Source organism: Flavobacterium plantiphilum (assembly GCF_046000495.1).
GTDB lineage: Bacteria > Bacteroidota > Bacteroidia > Flavobacteriales > Flavobacteriaceae > Flavobacterium > Flavobacterium plantiphilum.
Genome location: NZ_JBELQA010000003.1, coordinates 311,303 through 327,657, shown reverse-complemented (window position 1 = coordinate 327,657; position 16,355 = coordinate 311,303). Strand labels below are relative to the sequence as shown.

General features: G+C 33.9%; 16 protein-coding genes. 10 read left to right on the top strand and 6 right to left on the bottom strand.

Annotation, left to right across the window (positions count from 1 at the left end):
• Nucleotides 1-4: 4 nt before the first annotated feature.
• On the bottom strand, nucleotides 5-2,521 hold the full coding sequence (gene topA, locus ABS764_RS06855) for a type I DNA topoisomerase (RefSeq protein WP_408081052.1): 2,517 nt from the start codon (nucleotides 2,519-2,521) through the stop codon (nucleotides 5-7).
• A 273-nt stretch (nucleotides 2,522-2,794) separates the two neighbouring features.
• Here topA and miaB point away from each other — a divergent pair, with 273 nt between their 5' ends.
• The 7 genes from miaB (at nucleotide 2,795) to groL (ending at nucleotide 9,683) form a co-directional block, all read left to right on the top strand.
• Nucleotides 2,795-4,240: a tRNA (N6-isopentenyl adenosine(37)-C2)-methylthiotransferase MiaB gene (gene miaB, locus ABS764_RS06850; RefSeq protein WP_408081051.1), complete on the top strand. Its 1,446-nt coding sequence runs from the start codon at nucleotides 2,795-2,797 to the stop codon at nucleotides 4,238-4,240.
• Between the two features lie 197 nt (nucleotides 4,241-4,437).
• Entirely contained in the window at nucleotides 4,438-5,694 is a 1,257-nt protein-coding gene (locus tag ABS764_RS06845; RefSeq protein ID WP_408081050.1) for a sigma-54 interaction domain-containing protein, read from the top strand.
• Between the two features lie 86 nt (nucleotides 5,695-5,780).
• Nucleotides 5,781-6,284, top strand: coding sequence for an LptE family protein (locus ABS764_RS06840; protein ID WP_408081049.1), 504 nt, complete (start codon nucleotides 5,781-5,783; stop codon nucleotides 6,282-6,284).
• Nucleotides 6,285-6,352: 68 nt separating this feature from the next.
• Nucleotides 6,353-7,174, top strand: a complete 822-nt coding sequence (locus ABS764_RS06835; RefSeq protein WP_408081048.1) for a tetratricopeptide repeat protein — start codon at nucleotides 6,353-6,355, stop codon at nucleotides 7,172-7,174.
• Nucleotides 7,175-7,177: 3 nt separating this feature from the next.
• On the top strand, nucleotides 7,178-7,513 hold the full coding sequence (gene secG / locus ABS764_RS06830) for a preprotein translocase subunit SecG (RefSeq protein ID WP_408081047.1): 336 nt from the start codon (nucleotides 7,178-7,180) through the stop codon (nucleotides 7,511-7,513).
• 141 nt (nucleotides 7,514-7,654) lie between these two features.
• Entirely contained in the window at nucleotides 7,655-7,930 is a 276-nt protein-coding gene (locus tag ABS764_RS06825) for a co-chaperone GroES (RefSeq protein WP_073241214.1), read from the top strand.
• Nucleotides 7,931-8,051: 121 nt separating this feature from the next.
• Entirely contained in the window at nucleotides 8,052-9,683 is a 1,632-nt protein-coding gene (gene groL, locus ABS764_RS06820) for a chaperonin GroEL (RefSeq protein WP_408081046.1), read from the top strand.
• A gap of 86 nt (nucleotides 9,684-9,769) precedes the next feature.
• On the opposite strand, the gene ABS764_RS06815 is transcribed toward groL, so the two are convergent.
• The 5 genes from ABS764_RS06815 to xrtF form a co-directional block, all read right to left on the bottom strand.
• Nucleotides 9,770-10,453, bottom strand: a complete 684-nt coding sequence (locus tag ABS764_RS06815; RefSeq protein ID WP_408081045.1) for a DedA family protein — start codon at nucleotides 10,451-10,453, stop codon at nucleotides 9,770-9,772.
• Between the two features lie 140 nt (nucleotides 10,454-10,593).
• Nucleotides 10,594-11,949 carry an MBL fold metallo-hydrolase gene (locus tag ABS764_RS06810; RefSeq protein WP_408081044.1) on the bottom strand — a complete coding sequence of 452 codons (1,356 nt, stop codon included), beginning with the start codon at nucleotides 11,947-11,949 and terminating at the stop codon, nucleotides 10,594-10,596.
• 18 nt (nucleotides 11,950-11,967) lie between these two features.
• Nucleotides 11,968-12,798, bottom strand: coding sequence for a hypothetical protein (locus ABS764_RS06805; RefSeq protein WP_408081043.1), 831 nt, complete (start codon nucleotides 12,796-12,798; stop codon nucleotides 11,968-11,970).
• 50 nt (nucleotides 12,799-12,848) lie between these two features.
• Nucleotides 12,849-13,292, bottom strand: coding sequence for an exosortase F system-associated membrane protein (locus ABS764_RS06800; protein ID WP_408081042.1), 444 nt, complete (start codon nucleotides 13,290-13,292; stop codon nucleotides 12,849-12,851).
• Nucleotides 13,282-13,818 carry an exosortase family protein XrtF gene (xrtF, locus tag ABS764_RS06795; RefSeq protein WP_408081041.1) on the bottom strand — a complete coding sequence of 179 codons (537 nt, stop codon included), beginning with the start codon at nucleotides 13,816-13,818 and terminating at the stop codon, nucleotides 13,282-13,284. The genes ABS764_RS06800 and xrtF overlap by 11 nt, the downstream gene beginning before the upstream one ends.
• Nucleotides 13,819-13,945: 127 nt before the next feature.
• Here xrtF and ABS764_RS06790 point away from each other — a divergent pair, with 127 nt between their 5' ends.
• The 3 genes from ABS764_RS06790 (at nucleotide 13,946) to rpsO (ending at nucleotide 16,353) form a co-directional block, all read left to right on the top strand.
• Complete coding sequence (locus tag ABS764_RS06790; RefSeq protein WP_408081040.1) at nucleotides 13,946-14,899, top strand: energy transducer TonB; 954 nt, start codon at nucleotides 13,946-13,948, stop codon at nucleotides 14,897-14,899.
• 11 nt (nucleotides 14,900-14,910) lie between these two features.
• Nucleotides 14,911-15,924 (top strand): energy transducer TonB, encoded by a 1,014-nt coding sequence (locus tag ABS764_RS06785; RefSeq protein WP_408081039.1) that lies wholly within the window; start codon nucleotides 14,911-14,913, stop codon nucleotides 15,922-15,924.
• A gap of 159 nt (nucleotides 15,925-16,083) precedes the next feature.
• The gene (rpsO, locus tag ABS764_RS06780; protein WP_408081038.1) at nucleotides 16,084-16,353 is read left to right on the top strand and encodes a 30S ribosomal protein S15; all 270 of its coding nucleotides are present in this window, start codon (nucleotides 16,084-16,086) and stop codon (nucleotides 16,351-16,353) included.
• Nucleotides 16,354-16,355: the final 2 nt, after the last annotated feature.

Here is a 16,355-nt window from a genome sequence, read left to right as displayed (position 1 = left end):
AAGGTTATTTCTTTTTAGTTGTCGTTTTTTTAGCTGCAGGTTTTTTAGCCGTTGTTTTCTTAGCCGGCGTCTTTTTAGCAGGAGTTTTTTCAGCAATCAAAGCCTGTACTTCTTCCAAAGTCATTTTTGAAGCATCAACATCTTTACTCAGTTCAATCTTGATTTTTCCTTTCAGAATTACTGAACGTCCCCATCTTGCTTTTTCAACTACAATTCCTTCTTCTTCCCAATTATGAATAACCTTATCAATATTTTTCTGAATTTTATCTTCTATCAAAGCCTCAATATCAGCTTGTGATAAATTATCAAAATCGTATTTCTTACTCACATTGATAAACATACCACCCCATTTGATAAACGGTCCAAAACGCCCTGTTCCTTTTTGCACTCCTTCACCTTTATAAGTAGCAATTGGAGCATCGGCTTTTATTTTCTCATCAATTAATTCCTGTGCTCTCTCTTTAGTAACCGCTAGTGGATCTTCTCCTTTTGGCAAAGAAATAAAAACACTACCATGACGTACATAAGGACCAAAACGGCCATTATTTACCTCTACTTCTTCCTCTTTATAAGTCCCTAAAGCTTTTGGTAACAAAAATAAATTCAAAGCTTCCTCTAAAGTGATATTTCCAATATTTTGCTCTTTCATTAAGCTGGCAAACTTCTTATCTTCATCTTCTGCATCACCAATTTGAGCCATTGGACCAAATTTCCCCAAACGAACTGATACCGGTTTTCCTGTTGCCGGATCCTTTCCTAAAATTCGCTCTCCACTTTCTCTGTCCGCATTAGCTTCAACATCTTTTACCGTTGGATGAAATTGATCATAGAACTCCTGCATCATGGTTGCCCATTCAATATTTCCTTCGGCAATTTCATCAAAATCCTGTTCTACTTTAGCCGTAAAATTATAATCTAAAATATTTCCGAAATTTTTCACTAGAAAATCAGTCACAATAGTTCCAATATCAGTAGGAACTAGTTTTCCTTTATCTGAACCTGTGTTTTCTTTCAGCAGCTTTTCTGCTAATTTACCAGATTGTAAAGTTAATTGAGTATAATTACGCTCACTTCCTTCCAAAGTTCCTTTCTCCACGTAATTTCTATTAATAATAGTAGAAATTGTTGGCGCATAAGTGGATGGACGACCAATACCTAATTCTTCTAATTTTTTCACTAAAGAAGCTTCAGTATAACGAGCTGGCGGACGGGAATATCGCTCCGTAGCGGTAATAAAATTATTTTCTAATCTCTCATTCACTTTCATTGCAGGCAACATTCCTTCCTGTTCTTCTTCATCGTCATCATGACCTTCTAAATATACTTTCAGGAAACCTTCAAAAAGCAATACTTCTCCGGAAGCAGTAAATATTTCCGAATGATTATTAGCTTCAATTTTCACATTGGTACGTTCTAATTTAGCATCACTCATTTGCGAAGCTAAAGTTCGTTTCCAAATCAAATCATACAAACGTGCCTGGTCTCTATCAATATTCACGGTGTGACGTGACATATCAGTAGGACGAATAGCCTCGTGAGCCTCCTGAGCTCCTTTGCTTTTATTAGCAAATGTCCTGGGATTAGAAAACTCCTTCCCGTAAGATTTTATGATTTCAGCTTCGGCAGCTTCCATTGCTTCTTTAGACAAGTTTACACTATCGGTTCTCATATAAGTAATCAATCCCGCTTCATACAAACGTTGTGCTAATTGCATGGTAATTCCAACAGGCAAATACAATTTACGCGCTGCTTCCTGTTGTAAAGTAGAAGTGGTAAATGGTGCTGTAGGTGATTTTTTTGTTGGTTTCGTTTCTAAATCTGAAACTTTATAAGCAGAACCGATATTTTTATTTAAAAAATCTTCGGCTTCTTTTTTGGTGTTGAAATTTTTAGGCAACTTAGCTTTGAATGATTTCCCTGCTTCATTTGTAAATTCTGCTACAACCGAATAGGAAGCTACTGCATTAAAATCCTGAATTTCACGCTCGCGTTCTACAATCAAACGAACAGAAACCGATTGAACACGACCAGCCGAAAGTCCGCCTTTAATTTTTCTCCAAAGTACTGGTGACAATTCATAACCCACCAAACGGTCTAACACCCTGCGTGCCTGTTGCGCATTCACTAAATTATAATCTATCTCACGGGGATTATCAATTGCTTTTAAAATAGCATTCTTAGTAATCTCATGAAAAACAATACGTTTTGTTTTGTTTTTATCTAATTTTAATTCTTCCGCCAAGTGCCATGAAATAGCCTCTCCCTCGCGGTCCTCATCGGAAGCCAGCCAAACCGTTTCGGCTTTCTTGGACAAAGATTTCAATTTAGTAACAAGAGCTTTTTTATCCGGAGAAACTTCGTATTTAGGTTTAAATCCATGTTCTACATCTACTCCAATTTCCTTCGAAGGCAAGTCGGCAATGTGCCCGTAACTTGACTCTACTTGGTAATCACTTCCTAAAAATTTCTCGATTGTTTTTGCCTTTGCAGGTGACTCAACTATTACTAAATTCTTTGCCATTGCTATATTTTTCTGGAACAAAAGTATCTATTTTTTTTAAATACAACGGCTTTAGATTTTTTTTTTGAAAGAATTAGTCACTATCACTAAATTATATATTCCTTTCCAATTTAATTTTAAATTCAAAAATTCAAAACCTCACTTTAGATTTTCATTTTTGAGATATCCACAAAACCTTTTGGATTCAAAAGCCTTAAATTTTGTTAATTCTTCATCTGACATCTTGTCATATCCGTTTGATTTCTCTTATCTTTGTGCTTTGAAACAACTCCAATGGAAAAGATTATTGAAGAGAGCAAACAAGGTGAAAATCTTGTACTGGAAAACAAACCAGAGAATACTAAAAAATTATATATTGAAAGTTACGGTTGTGCGATGAATTTTTCGGACAGTGAAATAGTTGCTTCTATATTATCCGGTAACGGGTACAATACCACAACAGTTCTGGAAGAAGCTGATCTGGTTTTGGTAAACACCTGCTCAATTCGTGACAAAGCAGAACAAACTATCCGTAAGCGTTTAGAAAAATACAATGCGGTTAAACGCATTAATTCAAAAATGAAAGTCGGCGTTTTAGGCTGTATGGCCGAACGTTTGAAAAGTCAATTTCTGGAAGAAGAAAAGATTGTCGATTTAGTTGTTGGTCCGGATGCTTATAAGGATTTACCCAATCTGTTAAGCGAGGTCGAAGAAGGTCGTGATGCCATCAATGTCATTTTATCTAAAGAAGAAACTTATGGTGATATTTCTCCTGTACGATTAATGAGTAACGGAATTACTGCTTTAGTTTCTATCACCCGTGGCTGCGACAATATGTGTACGTTTTGCGTAGTTCCTTTTACCCGCGGACGTGAACGCAGCCGTGAGCCTCAAAGTATCATGACTGAAATACAAGATTTATGGGATAAAGGTTTTAAAGAAATCACGCTTTTAGGACAAAATGTAGACAGTTATTTATGGTATGGTGGCGGACTGAAAAAAGATTTTGAAAACGCCAGCGAAATGCAAAAAGCAACTGCTGTCAATTTTGACCAATTATTAGAAATGGTAGCGGTTACTTTTCCTAAAATGCGTATTCGTTTTTCGACTTCGAACCCACAGGACATGCACGAAAGTGTATTGCATATTATTGCAAAATATCCTAATATCTGCAAACACATTCACCTGCCGGTACAATCAGGAAGCAACAGAATTCTAAAGGAAATGAACCGTTTGCACACTCGCGAAGAATACATGACTTTGATTGATAAAATAAAAACCATTATTCCAGAAGCAGCCATCTCACAGGATATGATTGCGGGTTTCCCAACCGAAACTGAAGAAGATCATCAGGATACTATGAGTTTAATGGAGTATGTAAAATATAATTTTGGATACATGTATTCCTATTCAGAACGTCCGGGAACTTTGGCAGGAAGAAAAATGCAAGACGATGTTCCTGAAGAAACTAAAGCAAGGCGATTACAGGAAATTGTCGATTTGCAACAAAAACACGCCTGGTATCGATCGGAAGAATTCATTGGAAAAACCGTGGAAGTATTAATTGAAAAAGTTTCTAAAAAATCTAAGGAAGAATTCTCAGGTAGAAATTCACAAAGTATCACGGTGGTTTTCCCAAAAGAGAATTATAAAATAGGTGATTTCGTCAATGTAAAAATTAATTCCTGCACCAGCGGAACTTTAAAAGGAGAAGCTGTTGGTTTGAGCGAAATGAATTAAGTTTAGAAAAATGACAAAAAAACAAATACTCATCGTTATACTCACTTTCATCATTGGATTTGGAGCTACTTTCTATATTATTAGAACGTACTTTCCTAAACAGAAAGTAGAAAAAACAAATACCGTCAAAGATACTTTGACTAGTAATAAAGAATAATCTGCGAATCTACGTTTAACAAAAACCTCGCTACAAAAAAATGGAAACAGTTCAAAACATAAAACAACGATTTGAGATTATTGGGAATGACCCAAAGCTTAATCGTGCGATAGAAAAAGCCATTCAGGTAGCTCCAACAGACATTTCGGTACTGGTTACCGGAGAAAGTGGTGTGGGGAAAGAAAACATTCCCAGAATCATCCATTCACTTTCTCATAGAAAACACGGAAAATACATTGCTGTAAACTGTGGTGCTATTCCTGAAGGAACTATTGACAGTGAACTTTTTGGACACGAAAAAGGAGCTTTCACAGGTGCAACCAGTACACGTGAAGGTTATTTTGAAGTAGCTAATGGCGGAACAATTTTTCTGGACGAAGTAGGTGAATTACCTTTAACAACTCAAGTACGTTTATTAAGAATCCTTGAAAACGGAGAATTCTTAAAAGTAGGTTCTTCACAAGTGCAAAAAACCGATGTTCGAATTGTAGCTGCTACCAATGTCAACTTATTTAGTGCAATCGAAAAAGGAAAGTTTCGGGAAGATTTGTATTATCGCTTAAGTACAGTAGACATTACATTACCTCCTTTAAGAGACCGAAAAGACGACATCCATTTATTGTTTCGGAAATTTGCTGCCGATTTTGCTCATAAATACAAAATGCCACCATTAAAACTCGATGACAATGCAGTACAATTATTGCAAAAATACCGTTGGAGCGGAAACATTCGTCAGCTAAGAAACGTTGCCGAACAAATTTCGGTTTTAGAAACCAATCGCGATATTTCGGGTGCCACTTTACAATCCTATTTACCGCCTACAGAAGGCAGCAATCTTCCATCGGTAATTAAAAGCAATAAAAGCGAAAGCGATTTTAGTACCGAAAGAGATATTTTATACAAAGTGCTTTTTGACATGAAAAGCGATTTGAATGACCTCAAAAAACTGACTCTGGAACTGATGAAAAGTGGCGCTGCCAAAACTCAGGACATCAATCCGAATTTAATTCAGAAAATATATGGTTCTAAAAATGAAGACAGCGAAATAGAATTTGAAGAGCAACCCGTAACCGCTGTGATGACTCCAAATCACAATGAAAATTATAATAATACTGAAGACAATTACCTCTTTGCAGAGACCATTGAAGAAGAAGAAGTATTACGCTTAGAGCAAAAGGAAATCGAAATGATTAAAAAATCATTAGAAAAAAACAAAGGAAAAAGAAAAGCTGCGGCCGATGAATTAGGAATTTCTGAACGTACACTGTATAGAAAAATTAAACAATTCGATTTATAAAAAAATAAAAACTCAGATTCCAAATTCCAATTATTATATTTGAACCCAATTGGAATTTAGACATTGGGATTTTACCAATAAATAATATGAAAAAAACAATTTCTTTTTTTGCTTTGATTAGTCTCTTTATGTTGAGCAGTTGTGGTATTTATAACTTTACCGGAACCGGAAAAATTGATGCAAAAACTTTTCAGGTTAATTTCTTTCAAAATAACGCAGACTTAGTGGAACCCGGACTTGATCTACGATTTACCAGAGAATTGCAGGATCTGATACAAAATCAAACCAATCTGAACATGATAAGTAATGGTGCGGATTTAATTTATGAAGGAGAAATAGTAGATTACCGAATTAGCCCAATGACTGCCACTGCTGATCAGCAAGCTGCCCAAAACCGTTTAAAAATCAGAGTAAATGTCCGATTTACCAATAGAAATAAAGAGTCTGACGATTTTGAAAAAACTTTTGAATTTTATTATGATTATCCGGCTACCTCTCAGTTACAAGGCGCAGTTTTAACGACAGCATTAGATGAAATTTTTGAAAGAATTACCCAGGATATTTTTAATGAATCATTAGCTAAATGGTAAAATGTTGATTCGGTTATTTGTTGATTCGAATATTCGATACCAAATAACCAAATAACCAAATAAAACTTATGAACGTAACCGATTATACCTATTTAATCAATAAACCTCATACCATTACGCAAAAGCAAACACTTGCTTTAGAAAAAGTACTGGAGGAGTTTCCGTATTTTCAAAGTGCCAGAGCTCTGCGATTAAAAGGACTTTATAACGCAAACAGTTACCAGTATAATTCAGCATTAAAAGTTACGGCGGCTCACACTACTGACAGGGCCGTATTATTTGATTTTATAAGTTCGGATGATTTTAATGCTATTCAGAATGATTTCTTCGAAAAGAAAAATAATGCGTTATTATCTATAGATGTGGTTGACAGCATCGAAATTAGTGCTGATCAAAAAACAGCATCTGTTATAAACAATGCTGAACCCGACAATGCTGAAAAAACTGCAAATACGACTGAAGAAAAATTAGAATTAGGAAAACCATTAGAGTTTTCTAAAAATGAGACACATTCTTTTCAGGAATGGCTGCAACTCTCCAGAATACAGCCTATAGTCAGAGCAACTGAAACCGAAAAAAGCACACAATTTAACTCAGAAGAAGAAGCGCTCAGAAAGAAAAAAGAGTCTATTATTAATAAATTTATCGAAAGTAATCCAAAGATTTCAGCAGTAAAACACGGAACACCGTCAATAAACATAGATATCAATAAAGAGGACACCAGCTCATTAATGACAGAAACTTTGGCCAAGGTGTATTTAGAACAAAAAAAATATCAAAAAGCAATTCAGGCATATGAAATATTAATTTTGAAATATCCGGAAAAAAGTAGTTTCTTTGCAGACCGCATATCGGATATTAAGATTTTACAACAAAACAATAATAATTAAGTAATGAGCACATTTTCAATTTTTTTAGTTTTAATAACAATAGTTTGTTTCCTACTGATTGTAGTAATTATGGTTCAAAACCCTAAAGGAGGAGGATTATCTTCTACTATTGGCGGATCACAAATGTTAGGTGGTGTACAAAAAACCACTGACTTTTTGGATAAAAGTACCTGGACTTTAGCCATCGTTTTGATTGCTTTGATTTTATTATCAAGCTTAAGTTTCACGGGTTCATTAAGCGACACCGATTCTAAAATTATTGATACTACTGAAGCTGCTGCTCCTGTTACACAGCCTGCTCCTGCTACTCCAGTAGTTCCTGCAGCTCCTGCAAAATAATTAGTCTCTAATATAGATTAAAAAATGCCAGCCTGTCAAAGCTGGCATTTTCTTTAAGAAAAAATGGCAGTCAAAATGGAATGGCACAATTTCTGAAAATAGAACAGCATCAATAAAAATTATAATTTAAAATATAAAAACATGGCATTAAACATTAAACCACTTTCAGACAGAGTTCTTATCGAACCAGTTGCAGCCGAGACGAAGACTGCTTCAGGAATTTTCATCCCTGACACTGCAAAGGAAAAACCTCAAAAAGGAACTGTTGTTGCTGTAGGAAACGGAACAAAAGACCACACAATGACAGTAAAAATTGGAGACACCGTATTGTATGGAAAATATGCCGGTACCGAATTAAAACTAGAAGGTACGGACTATTTAATAATGCGAGAAGACGATATTCTTGCAATAATTTAAAAATCCCCACCCAACCTTCCCGAAGGGGAGGAGATTTGAATAAATAAAAGTATTTACAAACAAAAACCACCTCGGCTCCCTCTCCTTTGGAGAGAGCTGGGGTGAGGAAAAAATTAACGAAATGGCAAAAGACATAAAATTTGATATCGAAGCACGTGACGGATTAAAACGTGGTGTGGATGCATTAGCAAATGCAGTAAAAGTAACTTTAGGACCAAAAGGACGTAATGTAATCATTGGAAAAACTTTTGGAGGACCAACAGTTACTAAAGATGGTGTTTCTGTTGCAAAAGAAATTGAATTAAAAGATCCATTAGAAAATATGGGAGCTCAAATGGTTAAAGAAGTAGCTTCTAAAACTAATGATTTAGCAGGAGACGGAACTACAACTGCCACTGTTTTAGCACAGGCTATTGTAAAAGAAGGTTTAAAAAACGTTGCTGCCGGAGCTAACCCAATGGATTTAAAAAGAGGAATTGACAAAGCAGTCGAAACTATCGTTGCTGACCTTGCTAAACAATCTCAGGTCGTTGGAAGTGATTCAGATAAAATCAAACAAATTGCTTCTATCTCTGCAAATAATGACGAAATTATTGGCGAATTAATTGCTACTGCTTTCACAAAAGTAGGTAAAGAAGGAGTAATCACTGTTGAAGAAGCAAAAGGAACTGATACTTTTGTTGATGTTGTAGAAGGAATGCAATTTGACAGAGGATACCTTTCTCCGTATTTTGTTACCAATTCTGAGAAAATGGAAGTAGAACTAGATTCTCCATACATTTTATTATACGACAAAAAAGTGTCTTCTTTAAAAGAATTATTGCCTGTTCTTGAGCCGGTTGCACAATCCGGAAAACCATTATTAATTATTGCAGAAGATGTTGACGGAGAAGCCCTTTCAACTCTTGTTGTAAATAAATTACGCGGTGCTTTAAAAATTGCTGCTGTAAAAGCACCAGGTTTCGGAGACAGAAGAAAAGCAATGCTGGAAGATATTGCTATCTTAACTGGTGGAACTGTAATCTCTGAAGAAAGAGGTTATACTCTTGAAAACACAACTATCGAAATGTTAGGAACTGCAAAAAGAGTTGCTATCGATAAGGACAACACTACAATTGTAAGCGGTGCAGGTGAAGCTGAAATGATTAAAAACCGTGTGAACCAGATTAAAGGTCAGATGGAAGTAACGACTTCTGATTACGATAAAGAAAAATTGCAGGAGCGTTTAGCTAAATTAGCTGGAGGTGTTGCAGTACTGTATGTAGGAGCTGCTTCTGAAGTAGAAATGAAAGAGAAAAAAGACCGTGTAGACGATGCACTTCATGCAACCCGAGCAGCTGTAGAAGAAGGTATTGTAGCCGGTGGTGGTGTAGCATTATTAAGAGCAAAAAAAGCTTTAGCAAATCTAAAAGCTGAAAATGCTGATGAGGCTACCGGAATCCAGATTGTTTCCCGTGCTGTTGAAGCACCATTAAGAACCATTGTTGAAAATGCAGGTCTTGAAGGTTCTGTTGTAGTTGCAAAAGTTGGCGAAGGAAGCGGTGATTTTGGATACAATGCTAAAACAAATGAATATGTGGATATGCTAAAAGCAGGAATCATCGATCCTAAGAAAGTGACTCGTGTGGCATTAGAAAATGCGGCATCAGTTTCAGGAATGATTTTAACTACCGAGTGTGCTTTAATCGACATTAAAGAAGAAAACGCCGGTGGCGGAATGCCAATGGGCGGTGGAATGCCGGGAATGATGTAATTCCTAAATTCTCACAGATATAAAAAAACCGTTCTGATTATTATCGGAACGGTTTTTTTATTTTTCAGAATCAGTAACTTTTTTTTTTACTCTTTCGTTTCTGTTGATTTTTTAGCTAATTTTAATATTACCGGCAACAAAGTCACAATAACCAATCCGATGATAATAAGTTCAATATGATTTTTTAAATCTATTTGATAGTTATTCAATAAAAAACCATACAAATAATGTCCTGCAAATATTAATATAAAAGACCATAAAAAGGAACTTATTACATTATAAAACATAAACTTTTTTTTCTCCATCATTACAATACCGGCAACAATGGGAGCAAAAGTTCTGAAAATAGGCAAAAAACGGGCAAAAATAATAGCTCTTCCTCCGTGTCTTTCAAAGAAAGCTTTAGACTGAACCAGATATTTTTTCTTAAACCAGAAAGTATCCTCTTTATTATACAAATAATAACCGCTTTTAGCTCCGAACCAATAGCCCACAATATTGCCTAAAATACCCGCAAAAGCTACCATAACCGAGAGTAAGGTGACATTGATAAAATCACTCTCAATAAACAGGATATTTTCAATCAATTCTCTGTTATAAATTCCCGCAAGAAAAAGAAGACTATCTCCTGGTAAAAAGAAACCTGCAAACAATCCTGTTTCAGCAAAAACAATAAACAATACAATAAAAACACCTAGTTTAATTCCATTTATATCAAAATGAATATAAAAAAGCGGGTCTATCAGGTTTTTCCAATCAAAGCTATTCATTCGTCAGGATTTAGTCAAAAATATTTCGAGCGTGAAAGTAAGAATAAATTAGTTTAACCACAATTTATTCATTTGTTTTAAAGTTTTATTAACGATAAAAAATGAATTCTTATTTACTAAATGCATCTGTTTAATAAACATCAAAAATAAAACTCCTGTCCCATCAGTGGAACAGAACAATTTATACCATAGTTTTCTCTTATTTTTATTCGTAATTCATCAGCTGCAGCATGCTCTCCATGAACTAGAAATATTTTATGAGGCTTGTTCTTCAGTTCTGAAAGCCAATTCAACAAATCAGCCTGATCCCCGTGAGCCGAAAGACCATTTATTTCTATTATTTTGGCTCTTACTTTATAATAATTACCAAATATCTTAATTGACTTAGCTCCTTCAATTAATTTCCGTCCTCTTGTCCCCTCTGCCTGATAGCCTACTATAATAATTGTAGTTTCAGAAACCCCTATGTAATTTTCTAAATAACTCAAAACACGACCTCCGGTAATCATTCCGCTTGCAGCAATGACCACTTTAGCTCCTTTATTAGTAATAGCAGCCAGTGTTTCTTCATAATCTGCATTAATAATAAACATTTTACTCATTGCCTGACAATCGGCTAAACTTAATTTATGCCACTGAGTATTATTAAAAAAAACTTCAAAAGCTCCTATTCCCATTGGAGAATCAAGAATATAAGGAATATTAGGAATTCGTCCTTCTTTTTTCAATTCCCACAATAAAAACATGATACTCTGAGCCCGTTCTACAGCAAAACTTGGAATGATAACCGTTCCTCCTTTTTTAAAAGTTTCATTGATATTATTTTCTAATTCCGTTTTTGGATCATTATCAGGATGTAAACGATCACCATAAGTACTTTCTAAAAAAACCAGATCAGCATTTTGAGGTTTCACCGGCGGATACAATAAAACATCATTATCTCTCCCTAAATCTCCCGAAAAAACTAAAGTTTTACCTTCCAATTCCAGACTTATACTACAGGCACCTATAATATGTCCTGCCGTAGTAAATACAGCTTCAATTTCCGGCTCAACACTTACTTTTACGTTAGGAGGAACAACATTAAAAAGCGGAAATACTTTCTTAGCTTCTTCTACAGTATATAATGGCTTCACTATTTCATGTTTTGAACTGTTTTCCTGAATGGCTTTTTTAGCGTCTTCCTCCTGAATTTTAGCACTGTCAACTAATATTAACTTTGTAATTTCCATTGTAGGTCCGGTACAGTAAATTTTTCCCTGAAAACCCTGACTTACTAATCTTGGCAGCCAGCCACAATGATCTAAATGCCCATGAGTCAGTAAAACATAATCAATTGTATCTGCCAAAACGGGCAAAGGTTCCCAATTGAATTCCCGCAAAGACTTTAATCCCTGAAACAGTCCGCAATCAATTAAAATACGGATTCCGTTAGTTTCTATTAAAGTTTTTGATCCTGTAACTGTTCCGGCTGCTCCTATAAATTTAATTTTCATGATATTATTTTTTAAAGTTTAACCGCATTTACAGAGTTCCGCTACTTCTTTCAACACATTTTTGATTCTGAAATTGCTTATCCCTATTTCTTTTAAATTAATTCTGTTAGCAACCAATTCTTTTACCAAAATAACATCCAGCAGCAGTAATTTTTCTTTTTCAGCCTTAGTTAAGGTGGTCAGACAGGTTACGGGATACAAACAATCGTTATTATTCATCAATTTCAAATTCCCTTTTTCGGGATAATCCCAACTTAGTAAATGAATTCCGGAACATTCTGCAAAAGCTATAGCATCAGCAGTAAAACGGGTATTAGTAACTATCCAGCAATCAGAAATTTTCTCTTTATTCGAAAAAAGCGTGTAATTATTGAACCGTAAATCATTAAACCTGGAAAATACATATAACGGAATTTTCACATCCGAAACCCCTTGTTTACCTCCGTGAAATTTACATTCCACCATAGCAATTACATTGTTTTTTTTAATCAAAACATCTATTTCATGGAGCACACAATTGCCCTGCAGAATAACATTGGTCTGCGTCTGGTATTTTTGGGATTCAAAAATACGGGCTATGTATTTTTCGAAAAAGAATCCTTCCGGACCTAACATTTGGATTGCTGCCCGAAGATTGTATCGTGCCGCGTGAGAATTAGTATGATTTTTTAATAAGGTAAAAGCTTTTTTATAAATACTTTTAGTTGAAATTCCCTCATAAACATCTTTAATGATTTCTTTTAAAATAAAATCTGCTGTAAATGTGTCTGCTCCTGACCTTAATAAAGATTGTCTAAGTTTATCAGGATTAAAATCAACAACAGCACCGGAATGTTTGACTACTTTCATAATTACTAATTATTTACTGTAACAACTTACTTAAAGTTACGTAAAAAATATTAGGAATTTCGCTTTTGAAAATAAAACCCGGGAATAAAAAGCAATACAAATAAAGGCTGAATTAAAAACCTTCGAATATAAAACAATAAAAAATTATTGTCAGAACCGTAAAAACGGATAACCAGAAAGAAGGAAATAATTAAAACCAAAAAAGCAATGAGGTATAGAAAGAATGAAAACTGAACCATCATTTTATCTTTGAAAATTACATAAATCAGTCCCAAAGAAATAATCATATTCAGTCCATACCGGAAAAGCAAATTAAAAATCAGACGAAAAACATCAAATTCCGGCAAATCCATTTTATTGAAATCACTTTTAAAATAAGCCAAAAACGGATCATAAAACAATGTAGTTTCATAAAAACGAACGAACACAAAACAAAGTAACAGCCCACAAGCGAGCAAAAGTTCCCGCCGATGAGTATAAATTTTATTTAGCATATAATGAAAATTTATTGACCCAGATTATCCATAAAATAAAAACAACTCCATAAATAAACAGCGGAAAAACAATTTCATGCAGCAATGACTGATGTTCCGGAAACCAATACAAAGCAAGACACAATAAAGCAATTCGGATTACATTTAGAATATAAATAAAAATACTCCCTCCAAAAATAAAAAACAAAGTCGGTTTTAATTTTCCCGAAAAAGAAACCACAAACGAAATAAACAAAATAATCACACTTACGGCATTGCAACCCTCAATCATTCGGGCAGCGGCCTGCTGATTATAATAAAAAATAATGTTAGTAGTTTTCGGAATTATTTTAATATAAAAATCGGCACCAAAAAAAGTAAGAAGCTGCATGGTATTTTCAGCAACTAACTGCGTTATTGAATCGACTTTATTTCCCTCAAAACCAGATAAAAAAAACTGATAAACAAGGCTTAAAATGAAATAAGTCAAAAAAAACTTTGCTAAAAAAACTAAAAAAGGGCGATACAGAATAAGATATTTTTTCAACTTTTTATTTTTATCAAATTTATGGAAAATAAAAATAATCTTTCCAGATTAAGATTTACTAAAAAAAAACAACAATTGTAATATAATACTGTAGTACATTTCATTATATTTGAAAAAAAATTACAGTATGAAAACCAACTTACTAACCACCACTTTGTTACTAGCTTCTATAACTTGCTCTTCGCAGCTTATGGAACCAACTAAATACTATCTGGATTCTTTATACTACCCAACTACAAAAAATGATTACAAATACATCCGACTAGTAGAAAACTACAAAGAGCAATCCAATTTATTTCTTTTTACTGAATATTATCGTTCAGGAAAAATAAGCATGAAAGCCATTTCGACAAAAAATGAAGAACCTAAACTTGAAGGACCCCGCATTGATTATTATGAAAATGGAAACAAAAAAAGAGAAACCGAATACCATAAAAACCAAATAAATGGAAAACAATCTGAATGGTACGAAAATGGGAATAAAAAATCGGAAAAAATAATCAACACAGATCTGAAAACACTGAAAACATCAACACAAATACTACAATACTGGAACGAAAATAATGAACAGAAAGTTATTGACGGCAATGGATTTTATGAAGAAAGTATCGAAGGAACATACGAAAAAGGGGAAATAAAAAATGGCAAAAAACAAGGAGTATGGACCGGAAAAAGCAAGTTAACAAATTCTACTTTTACAGAAACTTACGAAAATGGAGAATTGATTTCAGGAATCAGTATTGATAACAATAATAGGGAACATCCTTATCAAATTCTTTTCAAAAAACCGGAATACAAAGAGGGAATGATGGCTTTTTACCAATTTATAGGAAAAAATTTCAGGCTTCCAAAAAACATTAGTACCAATGGTCTTAAACCAAAACTATATGCAAAGTTTAATGTTGATCTTGACGGGAAATTAACAGACATTAAAATAATAAAAGATCTTGGACTTGGTACAGGAGAAGAAGCAATAAGGGTATTAAAAAAAGCACCAAACTGGATTCCGGGAATATACAGAGGCATCCCGGCTAAAGCATCCTATACTTTACCTATCACAATCCAAACCCCAAACTACTAACATAGTAAACAATGAAAACCAACTTATTAACCATCACATTATTATTAATTTCGATATCTTTTTTTGCTCAGAATATAGGAAATAAAACCATTCTACTGGATTCTCTACATAGTGTTACTACAGACAAAAACTATTCTTACATTAGAATCATTGAAGATTATAAAAGCGACAAAGACTTGTATACCGTCCTAGAATATTATAAATCCGGAAAACTAAGCATGACTGGTTTCACAAATGACAAAGACATCTTGAAATTTGAAGGACTGCGTATTGATTATTACGAAAATGGAAACAAAAAACAAGAATCCAACTACACAGACAACAAACTTAATGGTAGTTGTATTAATTACCATAAAAACGGTAATAAAAAACAAGAATCTAATTATATAGACAACAAACTTAATGGGTGGCAAATTGAATGGTATGAAAACAATCAAAAAAAATCAGAAAAAGAAATAACCTGGGATGATAAGAACAAAAAAAGCATCAAAAAAATCATTCAATTCTGGGATAAAGACGGACAACAAACTATTATCGACGGAAATGGTCAATATGAAGAAATAAGCGAAAAACATTCTGACACAGGTAATATAAAAAACGGTCTTAAAGATGGCGTATGGCAAGGAAAATATAATACGAAATATACGTACATCGAAAAATACCAAAAAGGAGAACTAATTTCAGGCATAAGTACTGATAAAGACAAAAATGAATATCACTATACTGTTTTAGAAAGCAAACCGGAACCGATAAAAGGAATTCAAAACTTTTATCAGTTCATTGGAAAAAACTTTAATATTCCAAAAGAATACAAATCATTAAACGGTAAAATATACATACGGTTTATTGTAGATAAAGAAGGCAGAATAGTGGAACCTAAAATTATAAAATCATTAAACGAAACATTAGACAAAGAAGCAATTAGAGTTATAAGCAGTTATGAAAAATGGATTCCTGCCAAACAAAGAGGACAATATGTTAGAGTTTTATATAGCCTACCTATTACATTAAAAGCTTCAAAATAACAAAGAGATTCTCAAAACAATTCAAAATTGATAATAGCTTTACCGATTCAAAAAATAAAAAATACTTTTTGGGGTCATAATTGATAATTATTTTTTACTTTTGCAGCCGTCTATCAGCTAATGATGAGACATACATAATAATCATTAAATAATATTAGCATGTACTTAACTAAAGAAGTTAAAGAAGAAATCTTCGCAAAACACGGAGGAAAAGCAGTAAACACTGGATCTGCTGAAGGGCAAATCGCTTTGTTTACATTTAGAATCAACCACTTAACTGGTCACTTGAAAAAAAATCGTCACGATTATAATACAGAGCGTTCCCTGGTAAAATTGGTAGGTAAAAGAAGATCTTTGTTGGATTACTTGAAAAAGAAAGAAATCAACAGATATCGTGAAATTATCAAAGAATTGGGTATTAGAAAATAATA

Bases quoted from the DNA above. Each gene is read 5' to 3' on its own strand.
- topA (WP_408081052.1), bottom strand. From the start codon at position 2,521: ATGGCAAAGAATTTAGTAATAGTTGAGTCACCTGCAAAGGCAAAAACA.
- miaB (WP_408081051.1), top strand. From the start codon at position 2,795: ATGGAAAAGATTATTGAAGAGAGCAAACAAGGTGAAAATCTTGTACTG.
- ABS764_RS06845 (WP_408081050.1), top strand. From the start codon at position 4,438: ATGGAAACAGTTCAAAACATAAAACAACGATTTGAGATTATTGGGAAT.
- ABS764_RS06840 (WP_408081049.1), top strand. From the start codon at position 5,781: ATGAAAAAAACAATTTCTTTTTTTGCTTTGATTAGTCTCTTTATGTTG.
- ABS764_RS06835 (WP_408081048.1), top strand. From the start codon at position 6,353: ATGAACGTAACCGATTATACCTATTTAATCAATAAACCTCATACCATT.
- secG (WP_408081047.1), top strand. From the start codon at position 7,178: ATGAGCACATTTTCAATTTTTTTAGTTTTAATAACAATAGTTTGTTTC.
- ABS764_RS06825 (WP_073241214.1), top strand. From the start codon at position 7,655: ATGGCATTAAACATTAAACCACTTTCAGACAGAGTTCTTATCGAACCA.
- groL (WP_408081046.1), top strand. From the start codon at position 8,052: ATGGCAAAAGACATAAAATTTGATATCGAAGCACGTGACGGATTAAAA.
- ABS764_RS06815 (WP_408081045.1), bottom strand. From the start codon at position 10,453: ATGAATAGCTTTGATTGGAAAAACCTGATAGACCCGCTTTTTTATATT.
- ABS764_RS06810 (WP_408081044.1), bottom strand. From the start codon at position 11,949: ATGAAAATTAAATTTATAGGAGCAGCCGGAACAGTTACAGGATCAAAA.
- ABS764_RS06805 (WP_408081043.1), bottom strand. From the start codon at position 12,798: ATGAAAGTAGTCAAACATTCCGGTGCTGTTGTTGATTTTAATCCTGAT.
- ABS764_RS06800 (WP_408081042.1), bottom strand. From the start codon at position 13,292: ATGCTAAATAAAATTTATACTCATCGGCGGGAACTTTTGCTCGCTTGT.
- ABS764_RS06790 (WP_408081040.1), top strand. From the start codon at position 13,946: ATGAAAACCAACTTACTAACCACCACTTTGTTACTAGCTTCTATAACT.
- ABS764_RS06785 (WP_408081039.1), top strand. From the start codon at position 14,911: ATGAAAACCAACTTATTAACCATCACATTATTATTAATTTCGATATCT.
- rpsO (WP_408081038.1), top strand. From the start codon at position 16,084: ATGTACTTAACTAAAGAAGTTAAAGAAGAAATCTTCGCAAAACACGGA.